This window comes from Micromonospora sp. NPDC049204 (genome assembly GCF_040647935.1).
In the GTDB taxonomy this organism is placed as follows: Bacteria; Actinomycetota; Actinomycetes; order Mycobacteriales; family Micromonosporaceae; genus Micromonospora.
On record NZ_JBEZDC010000018.1, the window covers coordinates 54,501 to 75,719 of the forward strand.

A 21,219-nucleotide genomic window follows, 5' to 3' on the forward strand; every position below is an offset into this window, starting at 1 on the left:
GGGGCGTCTAGGATCGCCGGCATGACGACAGGGACGTTGATCACGGTGGCTCCGACGGGCGCGGAGTCGGCCAAGGCGGAGGTGCCGGCGCTGCCGGTGACCCTCGACGAGCTGCTGCTCACCGCGAAGGAGTGCGAGGCGCTCGGCGCCGCCGTGATCCACGTCCACATCCGCGACGACGAGGCCCGGCCGACGCTCGACCCGGTGCGGCTGGCCGACACGGTGGCGGCGCTGCGGGACAGCACCGACCTGATCGTGCAGCTCTCCTCCGGCGGCGCGGTGACCGACCCGGAGGCGGCCCGGCTCGCCGTGCTCGACGCCCGGCCGGACATGGCCTCCTGCACCATGGGCACTGTCAACTTCGGCGACGACGTCTTCCTCAACCGCTGGGAGTTCATCGTCGACCTGCACACGCGGATGCAGGAGCGCGGGATCGTGCCGGAGTACGAGATCTTCGACCTGGGCCACCTGTCCGCGTTGCAGCGACTGCTCGGCAAGTACGGGCTGCCGGTTGGCGGGCACGTGCACGTCGACTTCGTGATGGGCGTGCCCGGCGGCATGCCGGGCACCACCGAGACCCTTGTCGCCGCCCACCGGATGCTGCGCGACCTGCCCGAGGGCACCACCTTCTCGGCCACCGGCGTCGGCCGCAGCACCCTTCCGGTGCTGTTGGCCGCGCTGTCGACCGGCGGGCACCTGCGGGTCGGCATGGAGGACACCGTGACGTACGCGAAGGGGCGTCCGGTGGAGTCCAACATGCAACTGGTCGCCCGCGCGGTGGGGTTCGCCCAGCTCGCCCAGCGCCCGCCACTGACCACCACCGAGGCCCGCGAGCTGCTCGGGCTGTAAGGCCGGGTCTGTCCCGCGCTCCTGTCACCCGGGTGGAGGACCACCTGGTCACCCCGCCGACGGGCACCCCGGGACCGTCGGTACCGTCCAGCGCGTGACGAAGACGTACGAGGGCGGCGCGCCGCTCGCCGAGGTGGTCCGGTCCGGGTTCGTGGAGGGTGCGCACCGCGGCTCGGTGGTGGTGCTGGACCGCACCGGGGCGGCGGTGGCCGCCGCCGGGGACGTGACGTCGCCGATCTTCCCCCGCTCGGCCAGTAAGCCGATGCAGGCGATCGGGATGCTTCGGGCCGGTCTGTCGTTGACCGACCCGGCCGACCTGGCCCTGGTGTCGGCGAGCCACGCGGGTGAGGACTTCCACCTGGCCCGGGTCGGTGCGCTGCTGGAGCGCGCCGGGCTGGACGCCTCGGCCCTGCACTGCCCACCCGACCTGCCGGCGGGCACGGCGGCCCGGGAGGCCGTGTTGCGCGCCGGTGGCGGACCCACCCGGGTGCAGATGAACTGCTCCGGCAAGCACAGCGGGATGCTGCTGACCTGCGCGGCCGCCGGGTGGCCGCGGGATGGCTACTGGCGGCCGGAGCATCCGTTGCAGCAGCGGCTGCGGGCGGCCATCGAGGAGTTCACCGGGGAACAGGCGGGGGCGGTGGGCGTGGACGGCTGCGGCGCCCCGGTGCTCGCCGTGTCGCTGACCGGCCTTGCCGGGGCGTTCTTCCGGCTGGTCGACGCCGAGCCCGGCTCGGTGCCCCGCGCCGTGGCCGACGCCATGCGCGCGTACCCGGAGATCGTCGGTGGCACCCAGGCCGACGACACCCGGCTCATGCGTGGGGTCCCGGGCCTGCTGGCCAAGATTGGTGCCGAGGGTGTGATCGCGGTGGCCCTGCCGGGCGTCGGCGCCGTCGCACTGAAGATCGACGACGGCGCCGACCGGGCCCGGATGCCGGTGCTGGTCTCCGCGCTGCGCCGGCTAGGTGTGGACGCCCCGGTGCTGACCGAGTACGCGGAGGTGCCGCTCTTCGGCGGCGGCGTCCCGGTCGGCGCGGTCCGCCCGCTCTGGCGACACCAGCGGCACGGGCGGCTCGCCGCCCGTGCCGCTAGTTCAGGAAGTCGAGCAGGGCGGCGTTGACCGGCTCCGGACGTTCCAGCGGCAGCAGGTGCCCGGCGTCCGGCACGTCGGGCAGCCGTACCGCGCCGGGGACCTCGGCGGCTATCCGGTCGGCGAGTCGACTGATATCCGGCACGTCCGCGGCGCCGGCGGTGACCAGGACGGGGATCGTCAACTCGCCGAGGCGACCGATCGCCGGTGGCGTCAGCTCGCCCACCTCGACCGCGCCGAGCGCCAACTCGGCGGCGAGGGCACGCTGGTCCATCTCCTGCGCGAACGCGAGCAGTTCCGGGTCGACGTCCTCCGGCTGGCGGGCCGGGCCGACCACCCAGAACCGCACCTCGCCGGCCGCCCCGGCGACGAAGTCGTCCGGGTCGACCTCTCCGACCAGGCTGTCCCAGAGGTCGTTCGCTTCCTCGGACCACTCGTTGCCGGAGACCGCGGTGTCGAACAGCGCGAGCGCGCTCACCCGGTCCGGGTGGGCCAGCGCGGTGTCGATGGCGACCGACCCACCGAAGGAGCAGCCGACCAGGGCGGCCCGGGGCAGGTCGAGCGCGTCCAGCAGCCCGGCCACGTCGTCGTGGTGCGTGAACGGGGTGGGGGGCAACTCCGAGTCTCCGTAGCCGCGCAGGTCCGGAACGATCACCCGGTGCCGAGTGGCGAGCGCGGGCACCTGCCCCCGCCACATCCGCCGGTCGGCGATGCCGGCGTGCAGCAGCACGACCGGCGAACCGGTGCCGGCCTCGTCGTACGCGATGCTTGCTCCGTTGACTGTGATCGTGTGCACGAACGGACCGTACGGATCGGCGTTGCGGCGCGCAAACAGGGCGCTGAGACGTTGCTAACTACGGCTAGCGTTTTGCTTGCAACAGCTAGCGCGATTGGTTAGCGTCGCTCCCATGGCCACACCCAAGGACCTTCCCGACGTCGGCGGGTTCATCCGCGATCTGCGGCGCAACGCCAAGATCTCGCTGCGACAGCTCGCCGAGCAGGCGGGGGTCAGCAACCCGTACCTGAGCCAGATCGAGCGCGGGCTGCGCAAGCCGAGCGCCGAGGTGCTTCAGCAACTGGCGAGCGCGCTGCGGGTCTCCACCCCGGCGATGTACCTGCGCGCCGGGCTGCTCGACGACAAGGAGGGCCACGGTGTGCTGGCCGCCATCGCGGTGGACACCGACCTGACGATGGCCCAGAAGCAGTCGCTCAGCCAGATCTACGAGACGTTCCGCCGGGAGAACACCCGGCTGGCCGAGGCCCGGGCCGAGGCCGAGGGCACCGGCGCGACCGGAGCGACCACTCCGACCGACGTCGCCGACCAGCCCGCCGACGTGGCCAACCTGGCCGCCACCGGCCCCACCACCGCAGGCGGCACCCCGACCGAGGCCGTGCTCGAGTCGGTCGCCGTCACCGAGGCGGGCACCGCACCCGCCCCGGGCAGCACCAGCACCCCCGAGAAGAAGGCCGCCGGTCCGGCGGCCCGCGAGGCCGCCACGGTGGCCGAAGAGGAGACCTCATGAGCGAGCCGAAGACCAACCGCATCCCCGCCCCGATCTACGCCGCCGCTGGCGCCGGTGAGTTGGCCATCGAGCAGCTGCGCAAGCTGCCGGCCGTGGTCGGCGTCCTCGGCACCCGGGTCGTCGCCGACCTCGGCGGCCGGGCCGTGCTGACCGGCTTCGAGTTGCGGCAGAAGGCCACCGAGACGCTGCGTACCGCCAACGAGACCGCCGGCACGCTGCGCGAGCTGGACCTGGCCAAGCTCCGCGAGTCGGCCGACCTGGCCAAGCTGCGCGAGGCCGCCGACCTCGACAAGCTGCGGGCAGCCGCGACCCGCAACGCCATCATGGTCTTCGCGGGCGCGCAGGCCGCCCAGGAACGGGCCTACGCGGCGTACGGCGCGCTTGTCGCCCGCGGCGAGCGGGTTGTCGGCGCCGGCGTGCTGGAGGCCGCCGAGACGGTCAACGCCGACATCGAGGCGACCGAGACAGTGACGCCCGTCACCGCCACCCCGGCCGCCCCGGTCGCGACCCCCGCCGACGTGTCGACCTCCGCCGACGTGCCGACCCCGGCCGACGTGGCCGAGATCGTCGAGGCCAAGCCGGCCGCCGCCAAGAAGGCCGCCCGTGCGCCGAAGGCCGCCAAGCCGGCCGCGACCCCGTCGGCGAAGCTTCCCGGTGCCACCAAGCGGACCCGCCCGGCGGCCGAGTAGTTCGTCAGGTCGACGACCCCGGCGGCGTCCTTGTCGGACGTAGCCGGGGTCCTCGACATAAGCTTGCCGGCATGGCCAACGCCGCGCCGATCTTCGCGTTCGAAGTCCGCTCCGTGATCGAGCTGATCCTGCTCGTCTTCGCGCTGATCGTCCAGGGCGTCGCTCTGGTGCACGCGATCACCCAGCGCTCCGACGCCTTCCCCGCCATTGGCACCCTCCCGAAGGGCGGCTGGATCGCCATCCTCGCCGTCTGCCTCGTGCTGACCCTGCTGGGCTTCGGCCCGATCAGCCTCTTCGGTCTGATCGGGATCGCCGCCGGCCTGATCTACCTCCTCGACGTTCGGGTCGGTCTGCGCGACCTGAGCGACGGTAAAGGGTTCTGGTGAGAGGTTTTCGCTGGCCACCCCCACCGGACAGTGGACCCCGCACCTGGGGTCCCGGCCCGGGTGGGCCGCGTACCGGCCGACCGGCGCTGCCGGAGCCGGAGACCGAGCTGGTCGCCACCCCGCACGGCGTACGCCTGGAACGGCTGGTCACCGGCACCGGTGATCCGGTCACCGTGTTCGCGCACGGGCTGGGCAACGGCATCGCCACCACCCGCCCGTTCGGCAGTGGCGTGACCGGCCGCAAGGTGTTCTTCCAGTTCCGCGGGCACGGCCGTTCCGACGCCCCGGACGGGTCGTGGGACTACCTGGACCTGGCCCGGGATCTGCGCGCGATCGCAGACCTCGGCGGGGCCAGCCGGGCGTTCGGCGCCAGCCTCGGCGCCGGTGCCCTCTGCCGGTTGCTCGCGGAGAGCCCGGAGCGTTTCGAGAAGCTGGTCTTCTTCCTGCCGGCGGTGCTCGACGAGCCGCGCGGGCCGGTCGCCCACGAACGGATCACGGATCTGCTGGCGGCGGTGCAGAGCGGGGAGGCCTCGGCGGTCGCCGACGTCGTCGCGCTGGAGCTGCCCGCGGCAGTGCGCAACACACCTGCCGGCTGGGCGTACCTGCGGCAGCGGCTCGACCAGCTGCTGCGCGACGGTCTGGCCGAGGGGCTGGGCACGCTTGCGGAGCAGACGTCGCTGCGCCAGATCGGCGACCTGGCGGCGGTCACCGCGCCGGCGCTTGTCATCGGTTGCGCGGGCGACGACCTGCATCCGGTCGAGGTCGCCGAGCGGCTCGCCGTCGCGCTGCCCCAGGCCACCCTGCACGTGTACGACAGGCCCGGCGTCCTCTGGACGGAACGCGCCGACCTGCGGGACCGCATCGCCGGCTTCCTGAACGAGTAACCTGCCCTGTCATGGGCGTCACACAACATGGCCGCACGCACCGGCTCGACCTCGCCGACCCGACCCTGCGCGAGTGGACGTGCACGGTCCTGCACGCCGACGCCGAGCAGGGCATCGTGCTGGACCGCTCGGCGTTCTACCCGGGCGGCGGCGGCCAACCGCCGGACCACGGAGTGCTGCTGTGGCAGGGCGTGCAGACCCGGATCGTCGGCACCCGCAAGGGCGACGACCCGTACCTGATCCCCGCCGAGGGTGACCCGCTGCCGCCGGTCGGCACCGAGGTCGTCGGCGCGCTGGAGGATGAGCGCCGCACCCGGTTGATGCGTACCCACTCGGGCCTGCACGTGCTCTGCGGTGTGGTGTTCCGCGACTTCGGCGCGCTGGTGACCGGCAACTCCATGGACGTTGGCGAGGCTCGGATGGACTTCAACCTCCCCGAGGTCCCGCCGGACTTCAAGAGCCGGATCGAGGAGCTGGTCAACGCCGAGGTGGCCGCCGACCGCTCGGTCGCCACCCGGGTGCTGCCGCGCACCGAGGCGCTGGCCCTGCCGGACATCATCCGTACCCAGTCCAACCTCATTCCGCCGGACGAGCAGGAGGTCCGGATCGTCGACATCGTCGGGCTGGACGTGCAGGCCGACGGCGGCACCCACGTCGCGTCCACCGCGCAGATCGGCAAGGTGCAGGTCGTGAAGGTGGAGAGCAAGGGCCGGGCCAACCGCCGCGTCCGCGTCCGGTTGGTGGACTAGATCGGGTGACGAATTCGGACGCCGGTTGTCAGGTATCGCTGGCAACGTCGCAGGCATGACACAACCGCTCGCAGGAAAGATCGCGCTTGTCGCCGGCGCCACCCGGGGCGCCGGTCGGCAGATCGCGATCCAGCTCGGTGCCGCTGGCGCCACCGTCTACGCCACCGGCCGCAGCAGCAGTGCCGGCCGCTCGGAGATGAACCGGCCGGAGACCATCGAGGAGACCGCCGAGGCGGTCACCGCGGCTGGCGGCACCGGCATCGCCGTTCGGGTCGACCACCTGGTGCCCGAGCAGGTCCGCGACCTGGTCGCCCGGATCGACGCCGAGCAGGGCCAGCTCGACGTGCTGGTCAACGACATCTGGGGTGGCGACCCGTTGGTCACCTGGGACAAGCCGGTCTGGGAGCAGCCGCTGGACGCCGGCTTCCGCACCCTGCGGCTGGCCATCGACACGCACATCATCACCAGCCACTTCGCCCTGCCGCTGCTGATCCGCAAGCCCGGCGGTCTGGTGGTGGAGATGGGGGACGGCACCAAGGCGTACAACGACGAGAACTACCGGCTGTCGGTCTTCTACGACCTGGCCAAGGTCTCGGTCAACCGGCTCGCCTTCATTCAGGCGCACGAGCTGAAGCCGCACGGTTGCACGGCCGTGGCGCTCACCCCCGGCTGGATCCGTTCCGAGGCGATGCTTGAGCACTTCGGCGTGACCGAGGAGAACTGGCGTGACGGCGCCGCCACCGACCCGAACTTCCTCATCTCGGAGACCCCGGCCTTCGTCGGCCGCGCGGTGGCCGCGCTCGCCGCCGACGAGGACAAGGCCCGCTGGAACGGCCAGTCCGTCGACGCCGGCACGCTGTCCAAGGTGTACGGCTTCACCGACCTCGACGGCAGCCAACCGGAGGGCTTCCGCTACATCACCGAGGTGGTCGACGCGGGCAAGCCGGCGGACGTCACCGGCTACCGGTAGAGCGCGCCGAGGCGGTCCGCCGCCTCGGCCAACAACTGCCGCAACTCGGGTGGATCGAGCACCTCCACCTCGGGGCCGAGCCCCAGCAGTTGGCGGTACGCCACCGGGACCGACTCGACGGGCAGCCGGGCCACCACCCAGCCCTGCCCGTCGGGCGGACCGGCGGCGGCGACCAGTTCGTCGTACACGAAGGGGGCATCGACCAGGTGCCGGAGCTGGCGCAGGCCGGCGGGGCTCAGCCGGACGGCGACCTCGGCCCGCAGCATGGTCCGCAGGAACGACCCGGCCTGCTCGCGCCAGTGCCCGGCCAGGTCGAAGCCCTCGTCGCGGTCGAACTGCTCGTCGCCCACCTCGACCCCGGTGACCCGGTCCACCCGGTAGGTGCGCACGTCGTCGCCGGCCCGGCCGACCAGATACCAGACCGCACTTTTCAGCACCAGGCCGTACGGCTGGACCCGGCGGGTCACCTCCCGGTCGCCGCGCCGGTAGCGCAGCTCCACCACCCGGTCCGCCCAGACCGCCCGGGCCAACTCGGGAAGCCAGAGCGGTGGCGAGGTCTCCCGGAACCAGCCCGGTACGTCCAGGTGGAACCGTTGCCCGGCACGGGCCGGAGCGTCGCGCAGGGCGGGCGGCAGCGCGGCGAGCACCTTCAGCTCGGCGGACGCGACCGCGTCGGCCAGCCCCATCTCACCGGCCGGCCCGGGCAGCCCGCTGAGGAAGAGCGCCTCCGCCTCGTCCCGGGTCAGCCCGGTCAGTCGGGTGCGGTAGCCGCCGAGCAGCCGGTAACCGCCGGCCCGACCCCGATCGGCGTAGACCGGCACCCCGGCGGCGGAGAGGGCCAGCACGTCCCGGTAGACGGTCCGCTCGGAGACCTCCAACTCCCGCGCCAGCTCGCTCGCGGTCATCGACCCGCGCGCCTGCAACAGCAACAGCAACGAGATCAGCCGGGACGCGCGCACCCGCCCATCCTGCCCGGTGCCGCTCACCGCCCGCCGGGCGTCAGCAACCCCCGGTCGTACGCGGTGGCCACCGCGGCAGCGCGGTCGTTGACCCCGAGCTTGGCGTACACGTGCAGCAGGTGGGTCTTGACGGTGGCCTCGCTGATGAACAGGCGGGTCGCCGCCTCCCGGTTGGAGGCACCCCGGGCCACCAGGGTGAGCACCTCCAGCTCCCGTTGACTCAGCGGCTCCTCGGCGGGAGCGCGCAGCCGACCCATCAGCCGCCCGGCGACGCTCGGCGCGAGCACCGACTCACCACGGGCCGCCGCCCGGACCGCGCGCACCAGGTCTTCCCGAGGGGTGTCCTTGAGCAGGTAACCGGTCGCACCGGCCTCGATCGCCGGCAGCACGTCCGCGTCCGTGTCGTACGTGGTGAGCACCAGCACCCGGGCGGTGCTCCCGGCGCGAGCCAGCCGGCCGATGGCGGTCACCCCGTCCATCCCGGGCATCCGTAGGTCCATCAGCACCACGTCCGGCCGCAGCGTCGCGATCAGGGCCAACGCCTCCGAGCCGTCCACGGCCTCGCCGAGAACCTCGAAATCGGGGTCGCCGGTGAACATGCCCCGCAGGCCGTCCCGCACGACCGGATGGTCGTCGACGATCAGCAGTCGTATCGGGGCGGTCAACCGGCACCTCCGGGTAGCGCGGGGACGGACGCCGAGATTGCGGTGCCGCCGCCCGGCTCGGATTCGACGGCCAACTCGCCACCGACCCGGGTCACCCGCTGCCGCATGGCGGTCAGCCCGTACCCGCCGCCCGGCTCGCGGGGCGCCGGCCGGTCGGTGACGTCGAAGCCGGTCCCGTCATCCCGGACATCGAGCGTGACCACGTCCGCCATGTACGACAGGGTCAGCCCGACGCGCGACGCGTCGGCATGCCGGGCCACGTTGGACAGCGCCTCCTGGGCGGCCCGCAGCAGGGTCACCTCGACCTCCGGGTGCAGCGGGCGGGGCGTGCCGGTGGTGGCCACGTCGGCCCGTACCCCGTTCCGGGCCGCCCAGCGCCCGCCCAGCTCGACGAGGGCGTCCGGCAGCCGGGCCGTCTCCAACGGTTCCGGGCGGACCGCCTGCACCGAGCGACGGGCCTCGGTGAGGCTCTCCCGGGCCAGGGCGAGCGCGTTGTCGACGTGCCGGCGCCAGTCGGCGGACCGGTCGCGGCCCTGCTCGGCCGCCTCCAGTTGGGTGATGATGCCGGTCAACCCCTGCGCCAGGGTGTCGTGGATCTCCCGCGCCATCCGTTGCCGCTCGTCCAGCACCCCGGCCTCCCGAGCCTGGGTGAGCAGTTGGGCGTGCAGCCCGGCGTTCTCCCGGACCGTCTCGGTGAGTTGGCGGTTGGCCTCGCCGAGTTCCACCACCAACCGCCGGCGCTTGGCGTCCTCCTGTTCGGCGACCATCGCGAACCAGCTCACCGAGCCGGCCACCACCAGGTTGAACAGCACCAGCACCAGCCAGAGCGGCAGGTTCGACGTCACCACCGTCAGGCCGCCGCCCTGCGACGTGGCGACGAGGGTGGCAGTGGTGACGACACCGACGATCCGCCAGTGAGTGCGTAGCACCGAAAAGGCGTGGATGTAACCGACCCAGGCGAAGAAGCCGTACCACGGACTGGCGGCCACCAGCACGGCGGCGAACGTGAGCAGCCCGGCGTAGTAGACCGCCATCAACCCGCGCCGGCTCTGCCACCCGGGGTGCAGGGTGATGAACCAGGCGACCCAGCACCCGGCCGCCGCGGCGACGGCGAGGGTCGGCATCGCCCCCAGGCTGCGGGGCGCCGGTGCGACGAGGGCCAGCAAGGTGCCCAGGGCCAGCCCGCCGAAGGGGAACACCCGATAGAGGCTCGCCTCGCGCTCACGCCAACCGGTCAGACGGTCGTGCCCACCGTTGCAGGTCATCGCATCTCCGCTCACTCCCAGCGGAACAGTTTCGCCGCGCCGGCGCCGGCCGCCACGGCGATCACCGCCATTATTCCCAGGTGCAGCGGCTGCGGCGACGTGCCGGTCCAGGCGTCGAGGAGCGCCTGCACCCCGGGCGGCGTGTAGTCACCGATCCGCGCCACGAAATCCGGAAGCAGGAACCGGGGGAGGTAGGCCCCGCCGAAGAACATGGTGACCATGAACAACGGTGCGGCCAGGGCCTGGGCCGCCTTCGTCGTCCGGGCCACGGCGGCGACCAGCAGGCCGAGCGCCAGCAGCGCCGCCGTACCGAGCAGGAACGCCACGGTGAAGCCGAGCGGGTGCCGGGGCAGCGGCACCCCGAAAGCCAGCCGGGCGACGACGATGAGCAGCAGCGCGCTGGCCAGGATCCCGGCCAGGGCCAGCACCAGTTGGGCGGCGAGCAGGGCCGCCGGGTGCGCCGGGGTGGTCGCCAGCCGGCGCAGCACGCCGCGTTCCCGGTAGGTGGCCAACACGGCGGGCAGGGTGTTCACCCCCACCATGGCGAGGGTGACCACCAGCAGCGACGGCGCGAAGTAGCTGACGAAGGTCTGCCCGTCGAAGTTCGGATCCGGCTCACGGAGCGCCGGGATCAGCCCCAGCACCGTCAGGATCAGGGTGGGCAGCCCGACGGTGGTGAGCAGCGTCGGCCGGTCCCGCAGGTAGAGCCGCGCCTCGATCCTCAGGATCTGGCGAAAGGCGTGCATGGTGGCTCCCTTCTCAGTTGGTGGACCGGTGCCCGATCAGCTCCACGAAGGCATCGTCGAGGGTGGACTGCTCCAACCGCAGGTCCGCGACGACGATCTGGTGACGGGCGAGCACCGAGGTGACCGCGTGCAGCAACTCACCGGTGCCGGTCACCACCACCTGGCTGCCGGTACGGTGCACGTCGGTGACCTCGGGCAGGTCGGTGAGGAGCCGGTCGTCGACCGGGGCCGACGGCCGGAACCGGATCCGCTGCTCCGGCGCCACCGTCGACACCAGGCCCGCCGGGCTGTCCAGCGCGACGACCCGGCCCCGGTCGATCACCGCGACCCGGTCGCAGAGCCGCTCGGCCTCCTCCATGAAGTGGGTGACCAGCACGATCGTCACCCCGCTGTCGCGGACCTGTTCGATGAGGCCCCAGGTGTCCCGGCGGGCCTGCGGGTCCAGCCCGGTGGTCAGCTCGTCGAGGATGGCGATCTCTGGATTGCCCACCAGTGCCAGCGCGATGGAGAGGCGCTGCTTCTGACCACCGGAGAGCTTCTTGTACGCGGTGTTCCGCTTCTCGCCGAGACCCAGCTTCTCGATCAACGCGGCCGGGTCGGCCGGGTTGCGGTAGAACGAGGCGTACAACTCCAGTGCCTCGGCCACCCGCAGCCGGTCCGGCAGTTGACTCTCCTGGAGTTGCACCCCGACCCGCTGGCGTAGCTGGGCCGCGTCCCGGCGAGGGTCGAGCCCGAGGACCGACACCTCGCCCCCGTCCGGGACACGCAGCCCGGCGACACATTCGACGGTGGTGGTCTTGCCGGCGCCGTTCGGGCCGAGCACGCCGAAGATCTCCCCGGGCTCCACCGCGAACGACACGTCCTCCACGGCCACCAGATCGCCGTACCGCTTCCTCAGGTGGGTCACCTCGATGACCGACATCGTGTCGCCTCCCGCCGCTGGCCTCGTACCCCTCAAGGGTCGTCGGGGTGACCCGGCGGCGAATCGACCGGTCGGCGATGATCGACCGTGGCCCCGGTTGATCGCCTCCGTCCGTCAACCGGTTGATGCGTGCGGTGCGGGTCGCTGCTAGCGCGCTGCCCGGCGGATTCGATCACCGCTCGCTAGGCTGCTCGATCGTGGATGTCAGCAGAGTCGCCAGCCCGGTCACCGGGGTCGTCGGACGCTTCTTCGCCGGAGCGGGGCTGCTCCTGCGCGGGCTGGGTCTCTACGTCCGCAGCCCGGGGCTGATGCTGCTCGGCGTCGTGCCGGCGCTGATCTCCGGCGCGCTGTTCCTGGCCGCGCTCGCCACCCTGGTGTACTTCGTGGACGACCTCGCCGCGCTTGTCACCCCGTTCGCCGACGACTGGTCGACCACGTCCCGCAGCCTGGTCCGGGTGATCGCCGGGCTGGCCTTCCTGGGCGTTGGCGGCCTGCTCGGAGTGCTCACCTTCACCGCGGTGACCCTGGTCATCGGCGACCCGTTCTACGAGAAGATCTCCGAGCGGGTCGAGCAGCGGTACGGCGGCACGCCCGGCGCGGTGGACGTGCCGTTCTGGTCGTCGCTGCGGCGCAGCCTCGCCGACTCGGTACGGCTGGTGGCACTCACGGTGCTGGTGGGGATTCCGCTGTTCATCGCCGGCTTCATCCCGGTGGTCGGTCAGACGGTCGTCCCGGTCATCGGGGCGGCGGTGGGCGGGTGGTTCCTCGCCGTGGAGCTGGTCGGCGCGCCGTTCTACCGGCGCGGGATGCGGCTGCCGCAGCGCCGGACGATCCTGAAGGCCGACCGGGCCACCTCGCTCGGTTTCGGGGTGGCGGTCTTCCTCTGCTTCCTCATCCCACTCGGCGCGGTGCTGATCATGCCGGCGGCGGTCGCCGGTGCCACCCTGCTGGCCCGCCGCTCGATGGGCCAGTCGATCGAGAAGGACTGACATGGAGATCACCCTGGTCGAGGGGGACATCACCACCCAGCGGGCGGACGCCATCGTGAACGCCGCGAACTCGTCCCTGCTCGGGGGCGGAGGAGTCGACGGTGCGATCCACCGGCGCGGTGGGCCGGCCATCCTGGCCGAGTGCCGGGCGCTGCGGGCGTCCCACTACGGCAAGGGCCTGCCCACCGGTCAGGCGGTGGCGACCACGGCCGGGGAACTGCCGGCCCGCTGGGTGATCCACACCGTCGGTCCGGTCTGGTCGGCGAGCGAGGACCGGTCGGCGCTGCTGCGCGACTGTTACGCCAACAGCCTGCGGGTGGCCGACGAGTTGGCCGCGTCCACTGTGGCGTTCCCGCTGATTTCCGCTGGCATCTACGGGTGGCCGATCGACGACGCGGTCCGGCAGGCACTGTCGGTGCTGCGCTCGGCCACGCCGGTCGCCGTCACCGAGGCACGCCTGGTGCTCTTCGGCGCCGACACCCACGCGACAGCCCGCCAGGTCTTCGACGCCGCCTGACGTCGGCGCGCCACCGCCTCGATCACGCCGTCCTGGTCAGGTCAGGTCGGCCAGGCAGGTCCACTGGGACGCCACCGGGCGGTACCCCAGCCGGGCGTTGATCGCCAGCATCGAGGCGTTGGTCTCGTCGTTCGAGGTGTACGCGATCCGTACGCCGTTGGCGGCGGCCCGGTGCAGCGCCGCCGTCTTGGCCAGCCGGGCCAGCCCACGCCCCCGGTACGCGGGGATGCTGCCCGTGTAGTCCGACCACATCCGGTCCCCGTCCCGCTTCACGAGGCTGAAGGCCACCACTTCACCGTCGACCTCGGCGGCGGTGCTGGCCGTCTTGTCCAGCCCGAGGTTGTCCCACACGTCGTACTGCCAGCTCTCGTAGCTGATCGCGTCGACCGGCACGTCGCCCGGTTCGTCCGCTGCCGAGGCCACATTCGCCACGTACAGCAGGTGGGGGTCCAGGTCGGCGATCGGGCGCAGTCGTACGCCCGGGGGCGGCTCGGGCAGTGCTGGCGCCGGATTCAGGTCGAGTGCCGAGTAGCGCACCTCTCGGCTCGGCTCGTAACCGTGTCGGCGGGCGAACGGCAGCGCCTCCGGCTGTGCCATGGCACGCACCCGGCGGATTCCCAAGGGGCGAAGGTGGTCGGTCGCGGCGGTCAGCAGGGCCGTCCCGACGCCGCGCCCCCGGTGCTCCGGGTGCACGTGCAGCAGGTTGATGCCGCCGACGCTCGCCACCGATGTCGAGGTGATCCGTTCGGCGGACACCCAGCCGACGACCCGCGCGTCGACCTCGGCCACGAAGGCGGCCCAGTCCTCCTCGGGCGGCGGCTCGGCGATCATCTTCCGGGTCGACTCGACACCGCGCACCAGGTACGGAACGACCGTCGCCCGCAGGGCCACCACGGCCGGGGCGTCGTCCGGCGTTGCCACCCGAATCCGCATGTCAGGCCCCCGTCCGTACGGCGGCGACGGCCTCGACCTCGACGAGTTGGTCGGAATAGCCGAGAACGGCAACACCGAGCAGGGTGCTGGGTGGGTCGTGGTCGCCGAAGAAGTCGCGCACCACCTCCCAGACGGTCACCAGGTCGGCCTGCCGGGAGGACGCCACGTACACCGTGGTCTTGACGACGTCGGTGGGGATGGCGCCGGCCGCGGCGAGGGCGGTCTTGAGGTTCGCCAGCACCTGCCGGGCCTGCGCGGCGTGATCGCCTGGCGCGACGGTGCGTCCCTCGGCGTCGAGCGGGCAGGCACCGGCGGTGAAGACCAGTCGCGTGTTTGGTTCGACGGTGGCCGCGTAGGCGTATTCGGCGACGTCGGAGAGTGCGGGGACGTGCAGCAGCGCGACATGGTCCGGCATGCCGGCGAGACTAACCACGATCGCCCGCCGCAGCGAGGCATTAACCTCGCGCCCGTACGGCGAGGAGGCAGTTGTGCGGATCTTGCCGCAGCGCGCGGGCGCCTGACCGCGCCCGGCGCGGTCAGGCGGACACGCGGCGGATCAGTTCGGTGGGGAGCATGACCGACTGTTCGATCGTTTGGCCGGCGGCGAGGCGGAGCAGTTGCTGGGTCATCCGCCGGCCGAGTTCCACGATCGGCTGCCGGACGGTGGTCAGCGGTGGCTCGGTGTAGGCGGCGGTTTCGATGTCGTCGAAGCCGATGACCGCGACGTCCTCCGGCACGCGTCGGCCGGCTTCGCGCAGCGTCCGCAGGGCGGCGTGCGCCATCAGGTCGGAGGCGGCGAAGACACCGTCCAGGTCGGGGTGCTCGGTGAGCAGCCGGTGCATCGCCGCCGACCCGGACTCCCTGGTGAAGTCGCCGACGGCGACCAACTCGGGCAGCCCCGCGTCGTGGACCGCGCTGCGGTAACCGGTGAGTCGTTCGATTCCGGCGATCATGTCCTGCGGGCCGGCGATGGTGGCGATCCGCCGTCGACCGCTGGCGACGAGGTGTCGGACGGCTGCGGTCACCCCGCCCACGTGGTCGACGTCGACGTACGGCACGGGCCCATCGCCGAGCGGCCGGCCGCTGACCACGACCGGGATGCCGAGCCGGGCAAGTGTGCCGGGCAGCGGGTCGGCACCGTGCAGCGAGGCGAAGAGCACCCCGTCGACGTGCCGGCCGGTGGTGTAGCGCTCGACCCGGTGGTGTCCGGCCGGCGAGCCGGCGAGCATCAGCACCAGTTGCTTGTCGGCGGCCTCCAGTTCCTGGCTGACGCCACGGATGATGCCGGGGAAGACCTGGTCGTCGGAGAAGACCCGGGTGGCCGCCTCCGGCATGACCAGGGCGATCGAGTCGGTGCGTTGGGTGACCAGGCTGCGGGCGGCGAGGTTCGGCACGTAGCCCAGCTCGGCGACCGCCCGGGTGACCGCCTCCCGGATCGGCTCGGCGACGGTGGTGGAGCCGTTGACCACACGGGACACGGTGGCCCGGGACACCCCGGCCCGCGCCGCCACCGCTTCGAGCGTCGGCCGTTGCACCGTCGTCATCGCGCCTTCCTCACGCTCGTCACCGCCCGTACCTGGTGCTCAACGCCGGCACCTGGCCATCAGTGTGCGCCGCTGAGTCACGACAGCGTGACCGGCGCTTCCCGCGCTGTCAAGAGAGCGCTCTCTCAGCATCTTGCGGGTTGGCCCCGGAACGGGCGAGGGCGCCACCCGTCGGGGTGACGCCCTCGTCGATCCAAAGGATCACTTGGCCCGCAGGCCGTCCAGCAGGGCGCGGTCACCAGCCACGTCAAGCGTCTCGAAGCTCACCCGACCCCAGAGCGCCAGCAGCAGGTCGCTCGCCGTGCCGCTGACCTGTGCCCGCGCGTGATGATCGTCGTGGTCGAGAATGGTCGCCGTGTCCAGCAGCGCCACACCCTCGCCGCGCAGCCGCAAATACCACTCCTGAGCCGCGTCGGTCGCGGTGAGCTGCACCACCCCGCGCCAGTCGCCCGGCGTCCGCCGTCGACCCGCCGGCAGCCAGGTGTCCAGCACCTCACTCACCCCGTCGGCCGCGAGCTTCGCCTCCACCGGCTCGCCGGCCGCGATGGCGAGCTGGGCGTCCCAACGGTGCACAGCCGTCTCGTGCGCCATCCGGCGCGGCCAGAAGCCGGCCTTCTTCGGCTGCGGAGCCCAGTTCCACGCCGGCGCCTCCGGGTCGAGCCCGTCGAAGACCGTCATCAGCTGGTCGTACCCCTGCTGCCACAGCTGCAGCGGGGGCACGCCCGGGGCCGCCTCAAGCGGCTCCCGGCGGGCCGGCTGAGTGGTCTGGCCGGCACCGGCGAACGACGAAACCCACTGGTAGATGCCCGCGAGGTGCAGTGTGAGGTCGCCGACCGTCCAGCCCGGACAGGACAGAACCGGTGTCTCCGGCGGCGCCTCGGCCACCGCCGCCGCGAACGCGGGACCCTCCGTTCGGAGTGCCCCGACCCAGAAATCCTTGCTGCCCTGCAGTCTGCTCATCGCCATCCTCCCGGGGGTGCCGGACGACCAGTGGGTGCCACGGCTATCGGTCAGCCTAAGGTGAAGGGCGTGCCAGACGCCTCCGCCCAGCCGACAACCGAAGCCGATCGTGCCATCCCTGGTCCACTGGCCAGCTACACCACTCTACGAATGGGTGGGGCGGCCCAGCGGATCGTGGTCGCCGACAGTGCCGACGAGATCATCCGCGCCGTCCGCGCCGCGGACGAGCCGGTCCTGGTCCTGGCCGGCGGCAGCAACGTGGTGATCGGCGACTCCGGCTTCCCCGGCACCGTCGTGCTGGTGCGCTCCCGTGGGCTGCGCGTCATCGGCGAGGACGCCGGATCGGTCACCGTACGGGTCGACGCCGGCGAGCCGTGGGACGACCTGGTCGCCGCCACGGTGGCCAACGGCTGGGCCGGGCTGGAGTGTCTCTCCGGCATCCCCGGCTCGACCGGCGCTACCCCGATCCAGAACGTCGGCGCGTACGGCCAGGAGGTCGCCGAGACGATCAGCGCCGTCGAGGTGTACGACCGGGCCGAGGGCACCCGCCACAGCATCCCCGCCGCCGACTGCGGGTTCGCCTACCGAGGCAGCATCTTCAAGTACCGGGACCGGTGGGTGGTCCTCTCCGTCGACTTCCGGCTCACCCCGTCCCCGCTCTCCGGCCCGGTGCGCTACGCCGAGCTGGCTCGTGCGCTCGGTGTCGAGGTGGGTGACCAGGTGCCGTTGGCCGACGCCCGAGCGGCGGTGCTGCGGTTGCGCGCGGGCAAGGGCATGGTGCTCGACGCCACCGACCCGGACACTCGCTCGGTCGGTTCCTTCTTCACCAACCCGGTGCTGGACCAGGCGACGTACGAGCTGCTCCTGGAGCGCGCCGCCGAGCTGGGCGACCCGCCCGCCTGGCCGGGAGCCGACGGCCTGGTCAAGGTGAGCGCGGCCTGGCTGATCGACAAGGCCGGCTTCACCAAGGGCCACCCCGGCGAGGGCGGAGTGTCGATCTCCAGCAAGCACACCCTGGCCCTGACCAACCACAGCGGCACGGCCAGCACCGGTGATTTGCTCGCCCTGGCCCGCGACATCCGTGACACGGTGCACGACCGCTTCGGCGTGACCCTGCACCCCGAACCAGTCCTCATCAACTGCGCCCTCTAACCCACCCCACCCCACCCCACCCCACCCCACCCCACCCCGCCCCGGCACGCCTCCACCCCCGGCCCGACCGCGTTGATCAAGGAGTTGTGGCGGGGGACAATTGCCGCCTTCGGGGTTAAAGCGCCCACCACGACTCCATGATCGACTGGGCTGGACTGGCCTGGGCTGGGCGGGGCGGGGCGGGGCGGGGCTGGGCTGGGCTGGGGCGGGGCGGGCTGGTTACGGGAGGGGCCAGGGGACGGTTAGTTCGCCCTGGCGCCAGCGCGTGGGGCCGTCCAGGACGGGCCAGCCGGTCTCGCGGAGCCGGGTCACCGCGTGCAGCCAGCGTTGGCGGGGGCCGAAGGTGGCGTACGGGGCGGCGGCCTGCCAGGCGTCGTCCAGGGCGCGGATCAGCTCGTGCACCGGCTCACCGGGAACGTTGCGGTGGATCAGCGCCTTGGGTAGCCGCTCGGCCAACTCGGCGGGGCTGCCCAGCGTGCTGAGCTTCGCGGACAGGGTCAGCGTCCGCGGGCCGTCGGCGTCGACCAGCAGCCAACTGGCGAGCCGACCCAACTCGTCGCAGGTGCCCTCGACGAGCACCCCACCCGGGGCGAGCGCGGCGGTCATCGTGCGCCAGGCGTCCGGGACCTCGCTCTCGTCGTACTGTCGCAGCACGTTGAACGCGCGGACCAGCACCGGCCGGAGCCCGGCCAACTCGAACCCACCCCGAGCGAACGTCAGCCCGGGTGGGTCGGCGGCCGGGGCCGCGGCCGCCACCCGGGCCGCGTCGATCTCCAATCCGACCAGCCGTACGTCCGGACGGACCCCGGCCGCCAGTCGAGCGCGCAACTCCACCGCAGTCACCGGGGTGGCGCCGTAGCCGAGGTCGACCACCAGGGGGTCCTCCGCCGCCAGGAGCCGGTCGGCGCAGGTGGCGACGATCCAGTTGTCCACCCGCCGGAGTCGGTTCGGGTTCGTCGTCCCGCGGGTGACCACGCCGAGCGGCCGGCGCCGCGCCACAGGGCTCATGTCGACCTCCGGGCCAATCTCCGTTCGCGACCGCGGGGCTCGAAGACCCGGCGCGCTTCTCGCTAGACCCGGTGCACCTTGTGCTGGGCGGCCTGTGCCCGGGGTCGGACCACCAGCCGGTCGATGTTGACGTGCTCGGGGCGGGTGGCGCACCAGGCGATGCAGTCGGCGACGTCCTCGGCGACGAGCGGCCCCGGCACCCCGGCGTAGACGGCGGCCGCCCGATCCGCGTCGCCCTCGAAGCGGACCAGCCCGAACTCGTCGGTCTTCACCATGCCCGGGTCGATCTCGATCACCCGCAGCGGTCGGCCGCACAGCTCCAGGCGGAGCGTGCCGGCGATCGCGGTCTGCGCGTGCTTCGCGGCGGTGTAGCCGCCCCCGCCCTCGTAGACGGTCAGGCCGGCGGTGGAGGAGACCACCACGATGGTGCCGGAGCCGGACGCCTCCAGGGCCGGCAGCAGCGCCTGGGTGACCCGCAGGGTGCCGAGCACGTTGACGTCGTACATCCACTGCCAGTCGGCGACCGAGCCGGACTCCACCGGGTCCAGCCCGCGCGCTCCGCCGGCGTTGTTCACCAGCAGGGTGACAGGTCCGGGTGCCTGGGCGGCGGCCTCGGCCAGCCCGGCCACCGACTCGTCCGAGGTGATGTCGCAGGTCACCGCGGTGGCCTGCCCACCAGCGGCGGTGATCTCGGCGACCAGGTCGGCGAGCCGCTCGGCGCGGCGGGCGGCGGCGAGTACGTGGAAGCCTTCGGCGGCGAGCCGGCGGGCAGTGGCCGCGCCGATCCCGCTGGACGCTCCGGTGACGATGGCGACTGAGGTCATCCCGACATTGTCACCCCGGGCGTACGACCCGCCCCGACCGGGCGTACGGCGGCCGTGGGTGGGCGTCGGGTGATGAGGTCCGTCACGCCGCGGGGCCGCGCCGGGGAATTTCCGAAGCCCGATGGGGAAGATGACATCCGGCGTACAGGTTGACCGAGAAGCGCCGGTCGTGCGAGACGGCATCAACCGTGACAAAGGAGCGGATGTGGCGGAAATGCACACCGGTGTCGGGCGTCAGCGAGGTGCCCAGCCGTGGCCCCGGCCTCGCCGCATCGCCACCCTGTCGGTCCACACCTCCCCCCTGCACCAGCCCGGCACGGGTGACGCCGGTGGCATGAACGTCTACATCCTCGAAGTCGCCCGGCGTCTCGCCGAGGCCAACGTGGAGGTGGAGATCTTCACCCGGGCCACCTCCGGCGACCTCCCCCCGGTGGTCGAGATGGCGCCCGGCGTACAGGTCCGGCACATCACCTCCGGCCCCCTGGAGGGCCTCACCAAGGAAGAGCTGCCCGGCCAGCTCTGCGCCTTCACCGCCGGGGTGCTGCGCGCCGAGGCGTCCCGCCCACCCGGGCACTACGACCTGATCCACTCCCACTACTGGCTCTCCGGCCAGGTCGGCTGGCTGGCCAAGGAACGCTGGGGCGTGCCGCTGGTGCACACCGCGCACACCCTCGCGAAGGTCAAGAACGCCCAGCTCGCGGCCGGTGACCGGCCCGAGCCCAAGGCCCGGGTGATCGGCGAGGAGCAGGTCGTCGCCGAGGCGGACCGGCTGGTCGCCAACACCAGGGTCGAGGCCAGCGACCTCCTCACCCGCTACGACGCCGACCCGGACCGGGTCAGCGTGGTGCAGCCGGGTGTCGACCTGGGTCGGTTCCGGCCCGCGCCGGGCAACCGGCCCGCGGCCACCCGCGAGGCTCGCCGCCGGCTGGGGCTGCCGTCCGACGGGTACGTCGTCGCCTTCGTCGGTCGGATCCAGCCGCTCAAAGCCCCCGACGTGCTGATCCGCGCGATCGCCGCGCTGCGCGAACGCGACCCGGCGCTGGCCGACCAGGTGACAGTGGTGATCTGCGGCGGACCCAGCGGCAGCGGGCTGGATCGGCCCACCGCGCTCATCGAACTGGCCAGCACCCTCGGTGTCACCGACGGGGTGCGGTTCCTGCCGCCGCTCACCGGAGACGACCTCCCTGCCCTGTACCGGGCGGCGGATCTGGTCGCGGTGCCATCCCACAACGAATCGTTCGGGCTGGTCGCCCTGGAGGCACAGGCCTGCGGTACGCCGGTGCTGGCCGCCGCCGTCGGAGGACTGGTCACCGCCGTGCGGGATCAGGTCAGCGGCGTACTGATCGACGGCCACGACCCGGTCGACTGGGCCGGGGCGCTGGGCCGTCTACTGCCGGACCGAGCCCTCCGGGCGGCCCTTGGCCGAGGAGCCGAGCAGCACGCCCGGAACTTCTCCTGGGACCGTACGGTCGCCGGTCTGCTCGGCGTCTACGGCGAGGCCATCGCCGCACACCGCGCCCGGCTCGCGGCCGACCTGGTGGCCAACCCGGCACTCTCCTGCTCCTGGTGACCGAGGGGTGAAGCCGTCAACGGGT

At 72.6% G+C, this 21,219-nt stretch carries 23 protein-coding genes and 1 pseudogene; 12 read left to right on the forward strand and 12 right to left on the reverse strand.

Going from position 1 to position 21,219, the window contains the following annotated elements:
* Positions 1–21: 21 nt before the first annotated feature.
* Entirely contained in the window at positions 22–849 is an 828-nt protein-coding gene (locus AB0A90_RS28145) for a 3-keto-5-aminohexanoate cleavage protein (RefSeq protein ID WP_357253786.1), read from the forward strand.
* A gap of 94 nt (positions 850–943) precedes the next feature.
* A pseudogene (locus tag AB0A90_RS28150) lies at positions 944–1,900 on the forward strand (asparaginase); the annotation flags it as partial.
* A gap of 37 nt (positions 1,901–1,937) precedes the next feature.
* Here the strand turns inward: AB0A90_RS28150 and AB0A90_RS28155 are convergent.
* A complete protein-coding gene (locus tag AB0A90_RS28155) occupies positions 1,938–2,735 on the reverse strand; it encodes an alpha/beta hydrolase (RefSeq protein ID WP_357253788.1) in 798 nt (265 codons plus the stop codon).
* Between the two features lie 112 nt (positions 2,736–2,847).
* On the opposite strand from AB0A90_RS28155, the gene AB0A90_RS28160 reads away from it, so the two are divergent.
* From AB0A90_RS28160 to AB0A90_RS28185, 6 genes are all read left to right on the forward strand, one after another.
* Positions 2,848–3,462 (forward strand): helix-turn-helix transcriptional regulator, encoded by a 615-nt coding sequence (locus AB0A90_RS28160; RefSeq protein ID WP_357253789.1) that lies wholly within the window; start codon positions 2,848–2,850, stop codon positions 3,460–3,462.
* A complete protein-coding gene (locus tag AB0A90_RS28165; RefSeq protein WP_357253790.1) occupies positions 3,459–4,151 on the forward strand; it encodes a hypothetical protein in 693 nt (230 codons plus the stop codon). Before AB0A90_RS28160 ends, AB0A90_RS28165 begins: the two co-directional genes overlap by 4 nt.
* 71 nt (positions 4,152–4,222) lie before the next feature.
* A complete protein-coding gene (locus tag AB0A90_RS28170; protein ID WP_357253792.1) occupies positions 4,223–4,537 on the forward strand; it encodes a DUF2516 family protein in 315 nt (104 codons plus the stop codon).
* On the forward strand, positions 4,534–5,421 hold the full coding sequence (locus AB0A90_RS28175) for an alpha/beta hydrolase (RefSeq protein WP_357253794.1): 888 nt from the start codon (positions 4,534–4,536) through the stop codon (positions 5,419–5,421). The genes AB0A90_RS28170 and AB0A90_RS28175 overlap by 4 nt, the downstream gene beginning before the upstream one ends.
* An 11-nt stretch (positions 5,422–5,432) precedes the next feature.
* Positions 5,433–6,170 carry an alanyl-tRNA editing protein gene (locus tag AB0A90_RS28180; protein ID WP_357253796.1) on the forward strand — a complete coding sequence of 246 codons (738 nt, stop codon included), beginning with the start codon at positions 5,433–5,435 and terminating at the stop codon, positions 6,168–6,170.
* 55 nt (positions 6,171–6,225) lie between these two features.
* On the forward strand, positions 6,226–7,140 hold the full coding sequence (locus AB0A90_RS28185; protein WP_357253798.1) for an SDR family oxidoreductase: 915 nt from the start codon (positions 6,226–6,228) through the stop codon (positions 7,138–7,140).
* Here the strand turns inward: AB0A90_RS28185 and AB0A90_RS28190 are convergent.
* The 5 genes from AB0A90_RS28190 to AB0A90_RS28210 are packed head-to-tail and all read right to left on the reverse strand — an operon-like array spanning position 7,131 to position 11,697.
* Positions 7,131–8,099: a YafY family protein gene (locus AB0A90_RS28190; RefSeq protein WP_357253800.1), complete on the reverse strand. Its 969-nt coding sequence runs from the start codon at positions 8,097–8,099 to the stop codon at positions 7,131–7,133. The two genes, AB0A90_RS28185 and AB0A90_RS28190, sit on opposite strands and share 10 nt — an antisense overlap.
* 23 nt (positions 8,100–8,122) lie before the next feature.
* Positions 8,123–8,764 (reverse strand): response regulator transcription factor, encoded by a 642-nt coding sequence (locus AB0A90_RS28195; protein ID WP_357253802.1) that lies wholly within the window; start codon positions 8,762–8,764, stop codon positions 8,123–8,125.
* Entirely contained in the window at positions 8,761–10,029 is a 1,269-nt protein-coding gene (locus tag AB0A90_RS28200) for a sensor histidine kinase (RefSeq protein WP_357253804.1), read from the reverse strand. The genes AB0A90_RS28195 and AB0A90_RS28200 overlap by 4 nt, the downstream gene beginning before the upstream one ends.
* An 11-nt stretch (positions 10,030–10,040) precedes the next feature.
* Positions 10,041–10,775, reverse strand: a complete 735-nt coding sequence (locus tag AB0A90_RS28205; protein ID WP_357253806.1) for an ABC transporter permease — start codon at positions 10,773–10,775, stop codon at positions 10,041–10,043.
* Positions 10,776–10,788: 13 nt separating this feature from the next.
* Entirely contained in the window at positions 10,789–11,697 is a 909-nt protein-coding gene (locus AB0A90_RS28210; protein ID WP_357253808.1) for an ABC transporter ATP-binding protein, read from the reverse strand.
* 197 nt (positions 11,698–11,894) lie between these two features.
* On the opposite strand from AB0A90_RS28210, the gene AB0A90_RS28215 reads away from it, so the two are divergent.
* Both AB0A90_RS28215 and AB0A90_RS28220 read left to right on the forward strand, forming a co-directional pair.
* On the forward strand, positions 11,895–12,686 hold the full coding sequence (locus AB0A90_RS28215) for an EI24 domain-containing protein (protein WP_357253810.1): 792 nt from the start codon (positions 11,895–11,897) through the stop codon (positions 12,684–12,686).
* Between the two features lies 1 nt (position 12,687).
* Complete coding sequence (locus tag AB0A90_RS28220; RefSeq protein ID WP_357253812.1) at positions 12,688–13,203, forward strand: O-acetyl-ADP-ribose deacetylase; 516 nt, start codon at positions 12,688–12,690, stop codon at positions 13,201–13,203.
* Between the two features lie 36 nt (positions 13,204–13,239).
* On the opposite strand, the gene AB0A90_RS28225 is transcribed toward AB0A90_RS28220, so the two are convergent.
* The 4 genes from AB0A90_RS28225 to AB0A90_RS28240 form a co-directional block, all read right to left on the reverse strand.
* Positions 13,240–14,136: a GNAT family N-acetyltransferase gene (locus AB0A90_RS28225; RefSeq protein ID WP_357253814.1), complete on the reverse strand. Its 897-nt coding sequence runs from the start codon at positions 14,134–14,136 to the stop codon at positions 13,240–13,242.
* Position 14,137: 1 nt separating this feature from the next.
* Positions 14,138–14,551, reverse strand: coding sequence for a RidA family protein (locus tag AB0A90_RS28230; RefSeq protein ID WP_357253816.1), 414 nt, complete (start codon positions 14,549–14,551; stop codon positions 14,138–14,140).
* A 121-nt stretch (positions 14,552–14,672) separates the two neighbouring features.
* Positions 14,673–15,680: a LacI family DNA-binding transcriptional regulator gene (locus AB0A90_RS28235; protein ID WP_357253818.1), complete on the reverse strand. Its 1,008-nt coding sequence runs from the start codon at positions 15,678–15,680 to the stop codon at positions 14,673–14,675.
* A 201-nt stretch (positions 15,681–15,881) separates the two neighbouring features.
* Positions 15,882–16,640, reverse strand: a complete 759-nt coding sequence (locus AB0A90_RS28240) for a maleylpyruvate isomerase family mycothiol-dependent enzyme (RefSeq protein WP_357253819.1) — start codon at positions 16,638–16,640, stop codon at positions 15,882–15,884.
* Positions 16,641–16,709: 69 nt separating this feature from the next.
* On the opposite strand from AB0A90_RS28240, the gene AB0A90_RS28245 reads away from it, so the two are divergent.
* Positions 16,710–17,792, forward strand: a complete 1,083-nt coding sequence (locus AB0A90_RS28245; protein WP_357253820.1) for a UDP-N-acetylmuramate dehydrogenase — start codon at positions 16,710–16,712, stop codon at positions 17,790–17,792.
* Between the two features lie 219 nt (positions 17,793–18,011).
* Here AB0A90_RS28245 and AB0A90_RS28250 read toward each other — a convergent pair whose 3' ends face one another.
* Entirely contained in the window at positions 18,012–18,800 is a 789-nt protein-coding gene (locus AB0A90_RS28250) for a class I SAM-dependent methyltransferase (protein WP_357253822.1), read from the reverse strand.
* A 62-nt stretch (positions 18,801–18,862) separates the two neighbouring features.
* Positions 18,863–19,624, reverse strand: a complete 762-nt coding sequence (locus tag AB0A90_RS28255; protein WP_357253824.1) for an SDR family oxidoreductase — start codon at positions 19,622–19,624, stop codon at positions 18,863–18,865.
* Between the two features lie 205 nt (positions 19,625–19,829).
* Between AB0A90_RS28255 and mshA the strand changes: the two genes are divergently transcribed.
* A complete protein-coding gene (gene mshA / locus AB0A90_RS28260; RefSeq protein WP_357253826.1) occupies positions 19,830–21,194 on the forward strand; it encodes a D-inositol-3-phosphate glycosyltransferase in 1,365 nt (454 codons plus the stop codon).
* The last annotated feature ends 25 nt before the right edge of the window (positions 21,195–21,219 follow it).

Bases quoted from the DNA above. Each gene is read 5' to 3' on its own strand.
- AB0A90_RS28160 (WP_357253789.1), top strand. From the start codon at position 2,848: ATGGCCACACCCAAGGACCTTCCCGACGTCGGCGGGTTCATCCGCGAT.
- AB0A90_RS28145 (WP_357253786.1), top strand. From the start codon at position 22: ATGACGACAGGGACGTTGATCACGGTGGCTCCGACGGGCGCGGAGTCG.
- AB0A90_RS28250 (WP_357253822.1), bottom strand. From the start codon at position 18,800: ATGAGCCCTGTGGCGCGGCGCCGGCCGCTCGGCGTGGTCACCCGCGGG.
- AB0A90_RS28185 (WP_357253798.1), top strand. From the start codon at position 6,226: ATGACACAACCGCTCGCAGGAAAGATCGCGCTTGTCGCCGGCGCCACC.
- AB0A90_RS28205 (WP_357253806.1), bottom strand. From the start codon at position 10,775: ATGCACGCCTTTCGCCAGATCCTGAGGATCGAGGCGCGGCTCTACCTG.
- AB0A90_RS28200 (WP_357253804.1), bottom strand. From the start codon at position 10,029: ATGACCTGCAACGGTGGGCACGACCGTCTGACCGGTTGGCGTGAGCGC.
- AB0A90_RS28210 (WP_357253808.1), bottom strand. From the start codon at position 11,697: ATGTCGGTCATCGAGGTGACCCACCTGAGGAAGCGGTACGGCGATCTG.
- AB0A90_RS28240 (WP_357253819.1), bottom strand. From the start codon at position 16,640: ATGAGCAGACTGCAGGGCAGCAAGGATTTCTGGGTCGGGGCACTCCGA.
- AB0A90_RS28225 (WP_357253814.1), bottom strand. From the start codon at position 14,136: ATGCGGATTCGGGTGGCAACGCCGGACGACGCCCCGGCCGTGGTGGCC.
- AB0A90_RS28165 (WP_357253790.1), top strand. From the start codon at position 3,459: ATGAGCGAGCCGAAGACCAACCGCATCCCCGCCCCGATCTACGCCGCC.
- AB0A90_RS28220 (WP_357253812.1), top strand. From the start codon at position 12,688: ATGGAGATCACCCTGGTCGAGGGGGACATCACCACCCAGCGGGCGGAC.
- AB0A90_RS28255 (WP_357253824.1), bottom strand. From the start codon at position 19,624: ATGACCTCAGTCGCCATCGTCACCGGAGCGTCCAGCGGGATCGGCGCG.
- AB0A90_RS28180 (WP_357253796.1), top strand. From the start codon at position 5,433: ATGGGCGTCACACAACATGGCCGCACGCACCGGCTCGACCTCGCCGAC.
- AB0A90_RS28170 (WP_357253792.1), top strand. From the start codon at position 4,223: ATGGCCAACGCCGCGCCGATCTTCGCGTTCGAAGTCCGCTCCGTGATC.
- AB0A90_RS28230 (WP_357253816.1), bottom strand. From the start codon at position 14,551: ATGCCGGACCATGTCGCGCTGCTGCACGTCCCCGCACTCTCCGACGTC.
- AB0A90_RS28235 (WP_357253818.1), bottom strand. From the start codon at position 15,680: ATGACGACGGTGCAACGGCCGACGCTCGAAGCGGTGGCGGCGCGGGCC.